The sequence below is a fragment of the Allobosea sp. FW305-C-101 genome, assembly GCF_058783685.1.
This window is the reverse complement of sequence record NZ_JBYSYT010000001.1, coordinates 343,164-356,339: the sequence shown is the minus strand read 5'-3', so window position 1 is coordinate 356,339 and position 13,176 is coordinate 343,164. Positions and strand designations below refer to the sequence as shown.

The window sequence follows — 13,176 nt, the reverse complement described above, 5'->3', positions numbered from 1 at the left end:
CGGGTCAAGGGAAGTGGCCCTTGCCGCCCGCTTCCGCCGTTTCTCGGCGGTTTCGTGCCGTGCTCTGATGAGCCGGCTTCCCATTGGTCCACGGCCGGACTGCGAATGTCAACGGGTTTCGGCAGAATTTCGCACAGCTGTGCAATCGCAAAGTGCGCATCGCAACCCGGGTAGATTCCAGTGGGAAGCGACAGACCACACATAATTGCCGCCCTGCCGCGCCGCAGATTCGATCAGCTGTGCGGGCGACTGGATGGAATTCATGACATCAGGGAGGTTGCCTGCGGGGAGGCGCGTCCGATCGGGTCCCTCGACTGACCGGCGATCGTTCCGCCACGGAAGAAGCCGTGCCCACGCGTGCTGGCGATTGACGGGAGCCGGGCCGCGTGGAACATCGTCGGCACTACTGTCATCTGGGGATGGAATTATGAAGTTGACCCTGGCGCTTGCCGCTGCTGTCGTCTGCACCGTTTCGGTGTCGGCGGAAGCACAGACCCTGAAAACCATTCAGTCGCGCGGCGTCCTGAACTGCGGGACCGGGGCGAATCTCGCCGGCTTCGCCGTTCCCGACGCGAATGGCGTCCTGACCGGCATCAATGCCGATTACTGCCGGGCCCTGGCTGCGGCCGTCTTCGGCGATCCGGCCAAGGTGAAGTTCATCCAGCTGCCGTCGAAGGACCGGATCACCGCGCTTCAGTCGGGCGAGACCGATCTCATCGCCGCTACCACGACCTGGACCATGAGCCGCGACACGACGCTCGGCCAGAATTTCCGCGCGACCTACTACTATGACGGCCAGGGCTTCATGGTGAAGAAGTCGCTGAACATCAAATCGGCGAAGGAGCTGAGCGGTGCCTCGATCTGCATCCAGCAGGGCACCACGACCGAGCTCAACACCGCCGACTATTTCCGCAAGAACAACATGAAGTTCGAGCCGGTGACCTTCGCCACCAATAACGAGGCGACCGAGGCCTATGAGAGCGGCCGCTGCGACGCCTTCACCACGGACGCGTCCGGCCTCTATTCCGAGCGCATGCGCTTCAAGGCGCCGGCCGATCACATCGTCCTGCCTGAGACGATCTCGAAGGAGCCGCTGGGCTACGTCACCCGCCATGGTGACGACCAGTGGTTCGATATCGTCACCTGGGTCCATTTCGCCCAGATCACGGCCGAGGAGCTCGGCGTGACCCAGGCGAATGTCGACGAGCTGCGCGCGAAGTCGGACAATCCCGAGATAAAGCGCCTGCTCGGCAAGGAAGGCACCTTCGGCGAGGCGCTCGGCCTCAAGAACGACTGGGCCTATAACGCCATCAAGGCGGCCGGGAATTACGGCGAGATGTTCGAGCGCAATCTCGGCGAGAAGTCGCTGCTCAAGATCGCGCGCGGCCAGAACGCGCTGTGGAGCAATGGCGGCCTGCAATATGCGGCGCCGATCCGCTGAGCATCGGACCATTCGTCCGCTGACATGAGGAAGGGCCCGGCTGCTCCATCAGCCGGGCCCTTTCAGCATCCGGCCAAGCGTGCGGCGCTTGTCCGCAATCCGCGAAAACCCCTTGCGGTTGGCCGCGGACCAGCGGAATGAGGGAAGGGCTGTTTCAGTCCGAAAAGGCGAGGGTGAAGACGATGGCGGCTCCGATCGTTCCGGCAGGCGAAGCTGTGACCGACAGCGAGGCATTCCGCCCGCATACCTCGCATTGGGGCGTGTTCTCGGCCCGCATGAAGGAAGGGCAGCTCGAGGTCCGTCCGCATGAGGGCGATCCCGATCCCAACGAGATCATCCAGAACTTCCCGGCCGCGCTACGCCACCGCGCCCGCATCGCCCAGCCCATGGTCCGCCGCGGCTGGCTGGAAAACGGGCCGGGTCCCGACGACCGCCGCGGCCGCGACGAATATGTGCCGATGTCGTGGTCGGCGGTGCTCGACAAGCTCGCCGGCGAACTGCGCCGCGTGCGCGACGATTTCGGGCCCGGCGCAATCTTCGGCGGCTCCTATGGCTGGGCCAGTGCCGGGCGCTTCCACCACGCCCAGAGCCAGATCCACCGCTTCCTGAACACCTCGACCGGCGGCTATGTGAAGTCGGTCAACAGCTATTCCTCGGGCGCGTCCTCCGTCCTCGTGCCGCATATCATCGGCGACTACGAGGACCTGGTGAAGCGCAACGTCTCCTGGGAGCAGATCGCCGATCACAGCGAGATCGTGCTCGCCTTCGGCGGCATGGCGCTGAAGAACAGCATGGTCGCTGGCGGCGGCACCAGCCGCCATGTCGAGCGCGGCGCGATGGAGCGGGCGCAGGAGCGCGGTTGCGAATTCGTTCTGGTGAGCCCGCTGCGCAGCGATCTGCCCCCCGGAGCCGCCGCCGACTGGGTCGCCAACAAGCCGGGCAGCGACACCGCGCTGATGATGGCCCTGGTCCACACGCTCGTGGTCAATGGCCTGCATGACCGCGCCTTCCTCGACCGCTATACGGTCGGCTGGCCGGTCTTCGAACGCTATCTGCTGGGCGAGACCGATGGCCAGCCTAAGGATGCGAACTGGGCTGCTCCCATCGCCGGCCTGCCGGCCGAGGAGATCGTCGCGCTGGCCAAGCGCCTCCACGGCAAGCGTGCACTCATCGTCGTGGCCCATGCCCTGCAACGCGCCAGCCATGGCGAGCAGCCCGTCTGGATGGGCATGGTGCTCGCAGCGGCGCTCGGCCAGATCGGCCTGCCCGGCGGCGGCTATGGCTACGGGCTTGGCGCCATCGCCTATTACGGCCGGCGCTACAATGCCGTGCCGATGCCGACCTTCTCGCAAGGCAGGAACCCGATCAGCGACTACATCCCGGTCGCGCGCATCTCCGACATGCTGCTCAACCCGGGTACGACCTATCGCTATAACGGCCAGACCCGGACCTATCCCGAGATCAAGCTGGTCTACTGGGCCGGCGGCAACCCGTTCCATCATCATCAGGACCTGAACCGCCTGCGCGAGGCCTTCGCTCGTATCGACACGCTTGTTGTCCACGAGCTCGCCTGGACCGCGACCGCCCGCCACGCCGATATCGTGCTGCCCTGCACGATGACGCTGGAGCGCGAGGATATCGGCGGCAACCCCAACGACCCGCTGCTGGTGCCGATGCATCCGGTGGTCGCGCCCTATGGCGAGGCGCGCGACGACTATTCGATCTTCGCCGATCTCGCCGAGCGGCTCGGCACGGGCGAGGCCTTCACCGAGGGCCGCACTGCCCGGCAATGGCTGGAGCATCTCTACGAACCGACCCGCACGGCTCTTGCCGAGAAGGGCCTGCCGGCACCGAGCTTCGCCGAGTTCTGGGCGGGCGAGGGCTTCGACCTGCCGCAGCAGCCGGACGATGGCGGCAAGCTGCGCGCTTTCCGCGCCGACCCCGACGCTGCGCCGCTGTCGACGCCATCAGGCAAGCTCGAAATCTTCTCGGAGACCATCGCCGGCTTCGGCGAGGCGGATTGCCCCGGCCATCCGACCTGGCTCGGCGCGACCAATGTCCCCGATGACGCCAACCCCTATGTGCTCGTCGCCAACCAGCCCCGGACCCGGCTGCATAGTCAGTTCGATTTCGGCGGCCATAGCAACGACGCCAAGCATCGCGGCCGCGAGATCGCGCATATGCATCCCGACGATGCGGCGCTCCGCGGCATCGCCGATGGTGACATCATCCGGCTCTCGAACGAGCGCGGCGCCTGCCTCGCGGCCGTCCATGTCACCGACGGCATCCGCAAGGGCGTGATCCAGCTACCGACCGGCGCCTGGTACGATCCTGCCGATCCGAACGAGGACAAGCCGCTCTGCGTGCACGGCAATCCGAACGTGCTGACCCGCGATATCGGCACCTCGGCGCTGGCGCAGGGCTGCACCGGGCAGCTCACGACGGTGCAGGTCGCGCGCTTCGACGGCAACCTGCCGCCGATCCAGGCTTTCGATCCGCCGGGCTCGCGCACGGCCGAAGCCGCCGAGTAAGCACTGAAAGTCCGCGATCCGCTGCCGGGAAAACCGGTCGCGGATCGCGAGAGTCGACAACGAAAACAACCCGCCGCCCGCCTTCGCGAGACCGCATGTCCTCCTATATCGACACCTATTACCGCCGCACCCTCGCGACCGAGGAGAGCTACGCGCCGGCCGAAGGCACGCTGAAGACGGATATCTGCATCGTCGGCGGCGGCCTCGCTGGCCTCACCGCCGCGCTCAACCTTGCCCGTGCCGGCCGCTCAGTCCTGTTGCTGGAGGCCGAACGCGTCGCCTGGGGTGCGTCTGGCCGCAATGGTGGCTTCGTCAGCCCGGGCTATGCGACCTCGCTCGCCGCGATCGAGCGCCAGACCGGCCGCGACCAGGCCGACGAGCTCTATCGCCTGACGATGGAAGGCGTCGAGATCGTCCGCGGCAACATCGAAAGCCTCGGGATCACCGAAGCCGCGCCGTCGCCGGGCATTATGAAGGTCGTGCGTTATGATGGCGGCGCCGGACTGCAGGCGGTGCGCGACACGCAGGAGAAGCGCTTCGGGCGCAAGCTCCGCTATCTCGGCCGCGACGAGACCCGCGCCCTGCTCAATTCGCCGAAATACCACGCCTCGCTGACGGCCGACGATTCCTTCCATTTCCACCCGCTGAACTATGCCCGCGCGTTGGCCCGCGAGATCGTCCGGCTCGGCGGCAGGATCCACGAGGGTTCGCCGGTCATCTCCTGCGAGCTCGACGGCGCGGTGAAGCGGCTCAAGACGGCCAGGGCGACGATCGAGGCCGAGCAGGTGCTGTTCACCACCGGCGGCTATACCGGTGATGTGCTGCCGGCCTTGCGCCGCGCCTATATCCCGATCGCGACCTATGTGCTGCTGACCGAGGCCGCGCCCGACCTGATCCGCTCTGCGATCCGCATCGGCACCGGCGTCGGCGACGACCGGCGCGCGGGCGACTATTACCGCACTGTCGAGGGCGGCTCGCGCATCCTCTGGGGCGGGCGCATCACCACGCGCACGACCGAGCCCAGCGACGTCGCCGCGATCCTGCGCCACGAGATGGTGACGACCTATCCGCAACTCGCCGAGCTGAAGGTCGAAGCCGCCTGGTCGGGCCTGATGTCCTATGCGCGCCATCTCATGCCGCAGATCGGCCAGTACCGTCCGGGCGTCTGGTACTGCACCGCCTTCGGCGGCCACGGCATGAACACCACCGCGATCGGCGGCACCGTCATCGCCGAGGCGATCCGCGGCGCCAGCGACCGCTACAAGCTGTTCGCGCCCTTCGGCCTGGTCTGGAACGGCGGCCCCTTCGGCACGGCTGCGGTCCAATTGACCTATTGGAGCTATCAGGCGGCCGATTTGATCCGCGGGCGATAGGCGTCTCGAAAGCAGCTGCCGAGCCTACTGGAACCCGGCAGCCTGCAGCTTGAACAGCTCGGCATAACGTCCGTCCTGCGCCATGAGTTCGGCATGGCTTCCCTGTTCGAGGATGGCGCCGCCTTCCAGCACGAGGATGCGGTCGGCCATGCGCACCGTCGAGAAGCGGTGCGAGATGAGCAGCACCGTCTTGCCGGCGCTGAGATGGCGGAAACGCTCGAAGATCTCGGCCTCGGCGCGGGCGTCGAGCGCGGCGGTCGGCTCGTCGAGGATCAGGATCGCGGCGTCGCGGAAATAGGCCCGCGCGATGGCGATCTTCTGCCACTGCCCTCCCGAGAGATCGAGCCCGCTCTGGAATCCAAGTCCGAGCATCTGGTCGTAAGCCTCTGGCAGGCCGGTGATAACGGGATCGGCCAGGCTCTTGCGCGCCGCCTCGACGATCGCCGGCCGCTCGCCTATCCGCGTCACCCGGCCGACACCGATATTCTCCGAGGCCGTCAGGTTGTAGCGCATGAAATCCTGGAAGATCGCGCCGACATGCTCGCGTAGCGCCGGCAGCGGGATGTCGCGGATATCGATGCCGTCGATCAGGATGCGGCCTTCGTCCGGCTCGTAGAGCCGCGTCAGCAGCTTGACGATGGTGGTCTTGCCGGCGCCGTTCTCGCCGACGAGCGCGAGCGTCTCGCCAGCCGGCAGGGCGAAGCTGAGATGACGTAGCGCCCAGTCCGGCTTGCCGGGATAGCGGAAACCGACATCCTCGAACGTCACGCCCTGCCGCAGAGGGGCGGGAAAGGCGCGAGGATGCGCCGGAGGCACCACGGTCGAGCGCATGTCGAGGAAGGCATAGAGATCGCCGAGATACTGGGCCTGCGACGTGATCTGCGAGAGGCCGACGATCAGCCCTTCGGACAATCCGTTGAGCCGCATCAGCGAGCCGGCGAGGAAGGTGAGATCGCCGATGCTGAGCTCGCCTGTCAGGGCGCGCCAGGCGACCACGGCATAGGCCGCGTAATAAGCGAGTGAGCCGATGGCGCCTGACAGGCTGCTCCAGGTGGCGCGCCGCACGGCCAGCCGGCGGTTCGTGGCAATGATGCGCTCCGCGACCTCCCGCAGCAGGCCGGCGATGTAGCTGCCCAGGCCGAACAGCTTCACCTCCTTGGCCGCATGCGTGGAGGAGCCGACATGCTGGAGATAGTTGAGGCGCCGCCGTTCCGGGATCAACGCCATCGCCGCTTCGTACTGCCGGGCATTGAAATGCGCCTCGACCAGCAAGGTCGGCAGCAGGGCTGCGAGCAGCAGCACGATCAGCCAGGGCACGAAGAACACCAGGCCGGCCAGAAGCGCGAGCAGCGTCACCGCATTCTGGAGCTGCGTGAGGAGATTGGTGACGAGCTGGTAGCCGAGCATCGTTGCGGCATTGGCGCGCTGCAGCTTGTCCTGTGCGGCGTTGCCCTCGATATCCCGGAGATCAAGCTCGGCGGCGCGCTCGACAAGCTGGACGCCCATCGCGAAGCCGTGGCGCTCTGACAGGAGACCCTCGGCCAGCGTTCCCAGCCGGTTGAGCGCGTTGCCGCCGGCGACCAGCAGGAACTCAAGCAGAATCCAGCCGGCGAGCGCCGAGGCCCGGCCACTCTCCAGCCAGTCCGACAGGGCAGGGCCGGGCGCCGGTGTCCGCGTCTGCAAGACGATCTCGTCGATGATCAGCTTGCCGACGAAGAGCATCGCCGGCGGCTGGAGCGCGCGCAGCAGGCGCAAGACCGCAATCGCCACGAAGAGCCGCGGGCTGGTCTGCCACAGCGAGCGCAGCAGCCGCGGCACGTCGCGCCATTGGGAGAGACGCCGACGCAGGGCGGCGGCAGCTGCGGAAAGCGAGGGAATTGCCATCAGGGAGCAGACGAAAGGGGGAGGCGACTCATCTCCGCTCAGCTTACCGGCGCGGCTTGCGCGAGGGCAGTGGCGGGGGCTGCCTCTGGCCGTGGTGGCTGCTGCCTCAACTCGATCATCTGCAGCGAGCCGAGGCCCTGAGGGGCGCGATGCGCGATCAGCACCAGCGTGCTCGTCGGCAAGGACCGGCGCAATTCCGAAAGCAACTGCGCCTCCGACTCCACATCGAGCGCGCTCGTCGCTTCGTCCAGCACCAGCCAGTCCGGTGCCTGCAACAGCGCGCGCGCCAGCGCGAAGCGCTGCTGCTCGCCACCGGAGAGCCCGCGCCGCTTGTCCGTCCAGCCGTCCTCGTCGAGCGACCAGAGTTCCTCCAGCCCGACAGTGGCGAGCGCCCGGCGCAAGGTCGCGTCCTCGACGGCCTCCGGCGATTGCGGATAGGCTAGGGCAGAACGCAGGTTCCCGAGTGGCAGATAGGGCTGCTGCGGCAGGACGAGGATGCGCCCCTCCGGCCGCTCGATCCGACCCTCGCCATGCGTCCAGAGCCCGGCGATAGCCTTCGCCAGCGTGCTCTTGCCATGGCCGGAGGGGGCCGCGAGCCAATAGCTGCCGCCGGCTTCCAGCTTCAGGTCCGGGACGGGCGGGAGGCGGCGCCCCGCAGGCGTTGCGAGGACGAGGTCGCGCAGCCGCAGCTCCGCATTGCCGGTTTTATGCATGGCAGGGCCGCTTGCCGGCATGGCCGCGCCCTCGGCTGCCCGCATGAAATGCGACAGGCGGCTGGCCGCCGCGGCGAGCTCGGTCAGGTCGCGATAGGAGAAGACGAACCAGGACAGCGTCGTCACCACGTTCTGGAAGGCCGAGCCGATCTGCATCAGCCCGCCGAAGGTGACGCGCCCGGCGAGAAAGGCCGGCAGTGCAAGGAACAGCGGGATGCGCAGCACGGTCTGGAAATAGGGCCGCGTGAAGAAGCCGAGGATCAGTTCGCGATTGGCGAGCTTCTGCCAATTCCCGGCAATCGCGCCGAAGCGCTCGCGGAAGAGACGCCGCTCCGCCGGCTCGCCATCGGCCAGTGCAACCGCCTCGACATGCTCGCGCAGGCGCACCAGCGAGAAGCGGAAATCGGCCTCGCGCTTCTGCTGCTCGACCGTCAGCGCCTTCAGCGGGCGGCCGAGTCCATGCGTGATGAGGGTGGCGACGGCCACATAGAGCGGCGCGGCCCAGACCATGTAGCGCGGGATTTCGACGGGATGGCCGAACAGGCTGAACGATAGCGCGAAGGTCGAGAGCGACCACAGGATCGAGACATAGGTCACCAGCGCGATGATGTTGGTGGCGAGTTCGAGCCCCTCGATCGTGAGCTTCTCGACGAAGATGCGGCAATCCTCGGCGATGCGCTGGTCGGGATTGTCGAGCCCGTGGTCTGTGCGCTCGCGCAGGTGCCAATAGGCCTTGCCTGCGAGCCAGCGGTCGAGCGCGGCCTCGGTCAATGCGCGCCGCCAGCGGATCTGCAGCATCTTGCGCAGATAGGCGCTGGCGAGGTGGATGCCGACGCTGATCGCGATCAGCCCGAAGAAGATCGCGATCTGCCTGAGCGCGCCGTCGACATCGAGTTTCTGCAACGCGTTGTAGAAATCCGCGGTCCAGGCGATCAGGCGCACGCCGACCTGCACCCCGGCGAGGCCGAGCCCGAAGATCATCAGGAAATAGAGCGCGCCGATCTTGCCGCCCGGCCCGGCGATGCAGAGCCGGGTCAACCCGACGATCTGGGAGAGCACGGCTCTCATGATGCCGCTCGCGGCGTCCGTCGCGATTGCGGCGGCTCGGGTGTGTCGAGCCGGAACAGCGCGTCGGAGATGCCCGCGAGGGGTTCCGCTTCGGGCGCGGCATCGGTTGCCGGCAGCAGGACCGCGATATCCTCGATGCCGAGATCGCGGAGCTGGAATGGCGTGCCATGACCATATTCGAGATGGCCGCGCCCGAGGATGCCGACGACCAGCGGATCGTCGGTCGCCTCAGCGAGGTGATCGGCGATGCGGCAGGCGAAGGAGCGGTCCCAGCATTGCTGCGCCCGCACGAAGCGGTCGAAGCGCTCCGGCGCCATCGCCTCCGGCTTGGCCGACCCGCTGAAGCGACCGGTGATCGCGGCCAGATAGTCGCGATAGCCATCGGTTGCCGGCGCAGACGGCGTGACCCCGTCGCGCTCCGCGACCGGGATCGCCTCCCAGCCGACCTGACCGACCCGCGTGACCAGCGGGCGGTGGCAGTTCAGCGCCAGCATCTTCACCCGCTGCTGCCGGCAGAAATGGAACAGCGGCAGGTAGAGTTGGGGGTCGAAACCCCAGACATCAGCCCACTCGCTACGCTCGAGGAAGGTCGCGGTGCCCATCTCGCCCGCGACCCAGGTGTCGAGCACCGGCTGGATGCGCAGCGGGAACATCTCGAAGCCCACCGCCATCTGTGGCCGCAGCTGATGCAGGCAGGTGGTGACGTGCAGTTGCCAGCGATGGATCTCGGCGACGTCATGTGTCTCGCCGAGCAGGACGACGCGCTTGCGCGCCATCGCCTGCATCAGCTCGCCCTGCGCCAGCAGCCGGCCCGTATCCGGGCAGAGCCATGTCGCGCGCGGATGGGCGTAGGTCGCGCCCGCCGGTGCCGGTTCAGCCGCTGACGACATCGACGTCCTGGACCTCTGCGAAGGCGGCCGCCGGGCCGCGCAGGACGAGGCCGAAGCCCTTGCCCTCGCTGTCGCGGGCTTCGAGCGCCACGGTCCCCGCGCTTTCCGTCCGCGCCCAGCCGGAGACCGCGCCGGCCTTGAGATGCAGGTGGAAGTCGCCCTGCATGATGTTGACGAAGCCCATGGCCGGCTTCGGCTCGGGCAGGGCGCCCTGCCAATGCTGGAACAGGCCGGCGCGCTCGACATCGATCGCGATCGCCACGCCGCTCGCCAGGATCGCCGCGAAGCTGCGGGCACCGAGATCGTCCTCCGGCACATCGGCTGAACCGCCGCTGCCGGGCGCCTCGCGCTCGACCGGCTCCAGCTTCTCGCCGGCGCCGTACGGCTTCAGCGCCTTGTCGAAGGGCTCCAGCCCGTCGAGCCCGATCAGGCTGAACAGGGTCTCGCCGGACGCGTCCTGGCATTCCAGGCGCGGCAGCACGCGCTCGCGCATCTTGCTGGTCCGGTCGGCGACGATGCGCACGACCGTGGCGAGGTCGATGCGGCTGTCATGGAAGGCGCCGGACAAACGGACCTCGTTGCCGGCGATGGTCACTGTGTCGACTGCGCCCATCCGCTCATGGGTCGCGCCGCCGGAGCGCGTGCTCAGCATGACGCGGCCCATGCCGGGCAGGCTTTGTAGGATTTCGGCCGGCGTTTGCACGAGCTTTTCGCGCGGATTGGTCTCGTTGCTCATCATGGTCTCCAAAAGGGTTGCGACGCCCCGGGGTCTCGACCGGGGCGCCGCTGATCCGCCGGGCCTTGCGGCGCGGCGTCTCGAACAGGATCAGAATTCGACGGAAGCGGCGAGCTTGAAGGTGCGCCCCGGCGCCGTCTGAAGCTCCAGCGGATTGGTCGCGGCAGTCGCAGCGGTCGCTGTCTTGGCGTAGTTCAGGACATCGGCGAAATAGCGCCGGTCGAAGATGTTCTGCACGCCGCCGCGCACGGTGATGGAACTGGTCGGCTTCCAGTTGAGATAGGCGTCGAACACCGAATAGCCGCCGGGCTTGAACGTGGTCGGAGCGTCCGCGCGCGTGGCGCCGGCTGCGAAGGTGCCGATCACCTCGGCCTCCAGCCCGTATTCCGGCATCAGGTATTTCAGGCCGGCGACAGCCTTGAGCGGGCTGATATTATAGGGAACGATGGGCGAGCCCTGCTCCTTGCGCTGCTTGCCGTACTGGTAGCTGACGGCGAGATGGCCGACCCAGCGTTCCTGGAAACGCCATTCGGCCGAGGCCTCGATGCCGGAGATCTTCACGCGCGACAGGTTGCGCGAGGTGATGTCGGTCGTGCCGGGCACCTCGTAGAGCTCCTGGATGAAGTCCTTGTAGTCGGCATGGAAGGCGCCGACCGAAAACCAGCCATCGGCGAAGCGGCCGCGTACGCCGGCCTCGTAGGACTTCACCTTCTCCGGGCGGAGATCCGGATTGGGGATCAGGTTCTGGGTGCCGAAGGGCAGTGAAGTGTAAAGCTGCTGCGCCGTCGGCATCTTGAAGCCCTCGGCATAGCGGGCATAGAGCGAATAGGTCTCATCGAGCTTGAAGAGCGTGCCGACCTGCGGGATCACGCGGTGCGAATCCAGCTCGCGCGGCTCCTTGTCCGGCACGATGACGTAGCCCTGTCCGAGACGCGGATCGATGTTGTAATTGGCGTAGCGAAGGCCGGGCGTGATCGTCCAGCGACCGTTCAGGAGCTCGATCTCGTCCTGCAGGTAGAAATCGTAGCGTGTCGTCGTGGCATTGGCGAAGTTGAAACCGCCTGCGATCGTCGTCGTCGTCACGCCGGTCGTCAGGTTCCGGACATCGTCACGCCGCTTGTAGTCGGTGCGCGTGACGTCGCCCTGGAAGCCATAGGTCAGCCGGTGGAAGGTCGGCCCCAGCGCGAAGCTCGACTTCGCCTGGATGTCGAGCTGCGAGAAGCGCTCCTTGTAGTCGAGCAGGCCGCGCGTGAAGCGCTGCTGGCCGTTGGATAGCGTCTGCAGGCGGTTATTGATGACCTCGCGCTCCTGCGGCGAGAACGAGGCCTGCCAGCGGACGGAGTCGAGGAAGCTCAGTCCGGCCTGCCATTCATGCTCGATCGCGATGCGCTGGCGGCTCTTGGCCTGGTCGCGGATATAGGCGCCGTTACGGGTGCCGAGGCTGACGACATTGTAGTCCCAGAGCTGGTTCGCCCGCGTGTCGTTGTCGAAATACTCGCCGGTCAGCTTGATCGTGTGATCGGCCGACGGCTTGAAGACGAGCTTGCCGAAGGCGTTCCAGACCTCGGTATCGATCGGGTTGAGCTGGTTGCAGCCCAGGAAGCGCAGGGTCGGAACCGGGCAGCCCCAGCGCCCGCCATCGGCGCGCGCCTTGCTCAGCTTGCCTTCCTGCGCCGTGCGGTGGCTGACGCCGACGATCGCCTCGAAGGCGGGCGAGAAGCTGTAGGCGGCGATGCCCGTCTTCACGAGAGAGCGGTCGAAGCTGTCATAGCTCGTGTCGAGCTTGACCGCCCAGGGCTTGTCCTTGCGGCCCTTGAGCAGGTCCTGCGGATCGAGCGTGCGGTACGCGACGATGCCGCCCAGCGCATCGGCGCCCCAGAGCACCGAGCCCGGGCCGCGCACGATCTCGACATTCTTGAGGAAGGGCAGATCGACGAAGTCGCGGTTGCCGTCGGTGATGCGCTCGATCACGCGCGAACCATCGACCTGCATCTGCACGCGGTTGCCGCCGACGCCGCGGATGGTGAAGCCGCCGTAGTTGCCGAACGGGTCGGTGCCGCTCGTCTGGCGGTTGACGATGACGCCCGGCTCGTAGCGCACGAGATCCTGCGTATCGCGGGTGATCCGCTGCTCCATGTCCTGTCGCGTGATCACGCTGACGGTGCCGGGAACATCGAGCACCTGCTTCTCGCCACGCGTCGCAGTGACCGTGATCTGGTCGAGCGAAATCGTCTGCTCGCCGGTATTCCGGTTGGCTTGCGGTGTCTGCGTCTGCGCCTGAGCCACCGAAAGGGCGGTCGTCGACAGCAATGCCGCGAGGAAAGTCAGCTTAGAATTATTATTCATCACGTAACCCCAGTCCCATATCTGGGGCGTCTAATAGTTTAGTGAAAAGATTCGCAAGTTGATTCTTTATGAATCGATAATATAATAATTGATATAATTCAAAACTGAACGTTCGATATAATATAATTATTATAGGATGCAGGTTTGTAAAGACATTTGTGGACGATATCTGAGTTTTGATGTTCGATATATAT

Annotated in this window: 8 protein-coding genes; 3 read left to right on the top strand and 5 right to left on the bottom strand. The window is 66.5% G+C overall.

Annotated features, from left to right (window positions below; translation table 11 throughout):
• The first annotated feature begins 424 nt into the window (after nt 1-424).
• From AC3WMA_RS01650 to AC3WMA_RS01640, 3 genes are all read left to right on the top strand, one after another.
• Complete coding sequence (locus AC3WMA_RS01650; RefSeq protein WP_492284723.1) at nt 425-1,441, top strand: amino acid ABC transporter substrate-binding protein; 1,017 nt, start codon at nt 425-427, stop codon at nt 1,439-1,441.
• A 182-nt stretch (nt 1,442-1,623) separates the two neighbouring features.
• Nucleotides 1,624-3,972: a molybdopterin guanine dinucleotide-containing S/N-oxide reductase gene (locus tag AC3WMA_RS01645; RefSeq protein WP_492283675.1), complete on the top strand. Its 2,349-nt coding sequence runs from the start codon at nt 1,624-1,626 to the stop codon at nt 3,970-3,972.
• A gap of 95 nt (nt 3,973-4,067) precedes the next feature.
• On the top strand, nt 4,068-5,345 hold the full coding sequence (locus tag AC3WMA_RS01640; RefSeq protein WP_492283674.1) for an NAD(P)/FAD-dependent oxidoreductase: 1,278 nt from the start codon (nt 4,068-4,070) through the stop codon (nt 5,343-5,345).
• Nucleotides 5,346-5,369: 24 nt separating this feature from the next.
• Here AC3WMA_RS01640 and AC3WMA_RS01635 read toward each other — a convergent pair whose 3' ends face one another.
• From AC3WMA_RS01635 to AC3WMA_RS01615, 5 genes are all read right to left on the bottom strand, one after another.
• A complete protein-coding gene (locus AC3WMA_RS01635; protein ID WP_492283673.1) occupies nt 5,370-7,229 on the bottom strand; it encodes an ABC transporter ATP-binding protein in 1,860 nt (619 codons plus the stop codon).
• A gap of 38 nt (nt 7,230-7,267) precedes the next feature.
• Nucleotides 7,268-9,010 carry an ABC transporter ATP-binding protein/permease gene (locus AC3WMA_RS01630; RefSeq protein ID WP_492283672.1) on the bottom strand — a complete coding sequence of 581 codons (1,743 nt, stop codon included), beginning with the start codon at nt 9,008-9,010 and terminating at the stop codon, nt 7,268-7,270.
• Nucleotides 9,007-9,900 (bottom strand): ChaN family lipoprotein, encoded by an 894-nt coding sequence (locus AC3WMA_RS01625; RefSeq protein ID WP_492283671.1) that lies wholly within the window; start codon nt 9,898-9,900, stop codon nt 9,007-9,009. Before AC3WMA_RS01625 ends, AC3WMA_RS01630 begins: the two co-directional genes overlap by 4 nt.
• Nucleotides 9,884-10,636, bottom strand: a complete 753-nt coding sequence (locus tag AC3WMA_RS01620) for a hypothetical protein (protein WP_492283670.1) — start codon at nt 10,634-10,636, stop codon at nt 9,884-9,886. The genes AC3WMA_RS01625 and AC3WMA_RS01620 overlap by 17 nt, the downstream gene beginning before the upstream one ends.
• Before the next feature lie 90 nt (nt 10,637-10,726).
• Nucleotides 10,727-12,982: a TonB-dependent hemoglobin/transferrin/lactoferrin family receptor gene (locus AC3WMA_RS01615; protein WP_492283669.1), complete on the bottom strand. Its 2,256-nt coding sequence runs from the start codon at nt 12,980-12,982 to the stop codon at nt 10,727-10,729.
• Nucleotides 12,983-13,176 lie beyond the last annotated feature (194 nt).

Excerpts from the sequence above, each read along its gene's own strand:
- AC3WMA_RS01645 (WP_492283675.1), top strand. The coding sequence starts at position 1,624 with ATGGCGGCTCCGATCGTTCCGGCAGGCGAAGCTGTGACCGACAGCGAG.
- AC3WMA_RS01640 (WP_492283674.1), top strand. The coding sequence starts at position 4,068 with ATGTCCTCCTATATCGACACCTATTACCGCCGCACCCTCGCGACCGAG.
- AC3WMA_RS01635 (WP_492283673.1), bottom strand. The coding sequence starts at position 7,229 with ATGGCAATTCCCTCGCTTTCCGCAGCTGCCGCCGCCCTGCGTCGGCGT.
- AC3WMA_RS01630 (WP_492283672.1), bottom strand. The coding sequence starts at position 9,010 with ATGAGAGCCGTGCTCTCCCAGATCGTCGGGTTGACCCGGCTCTGCATC.
- AC3WMA_RS01625 (WP_492283671.1), bottom strand. The coding sequence starts at position 9,900 with ATGTCGTCAGCGGCTGAACCGGCACCGGCGGGCGCGACCTACGCCCAT.
- AC3WMA_RS01620 (WP_492283670.1), bottom strand. The coding sequence starts at position 10,636 with ATGAGCAACGAGACCAATCCGCGCGAAAAGCTCGTGCAAACGCCGGCC.
- AC3WMA_RS01615 (WP_492283669.1), bottom strand. The coding sequence starts at position 12,982 with ATGAATAATAATTCTAAGCTGACTTTCCTCGCGGCATTGCTGTCGACG.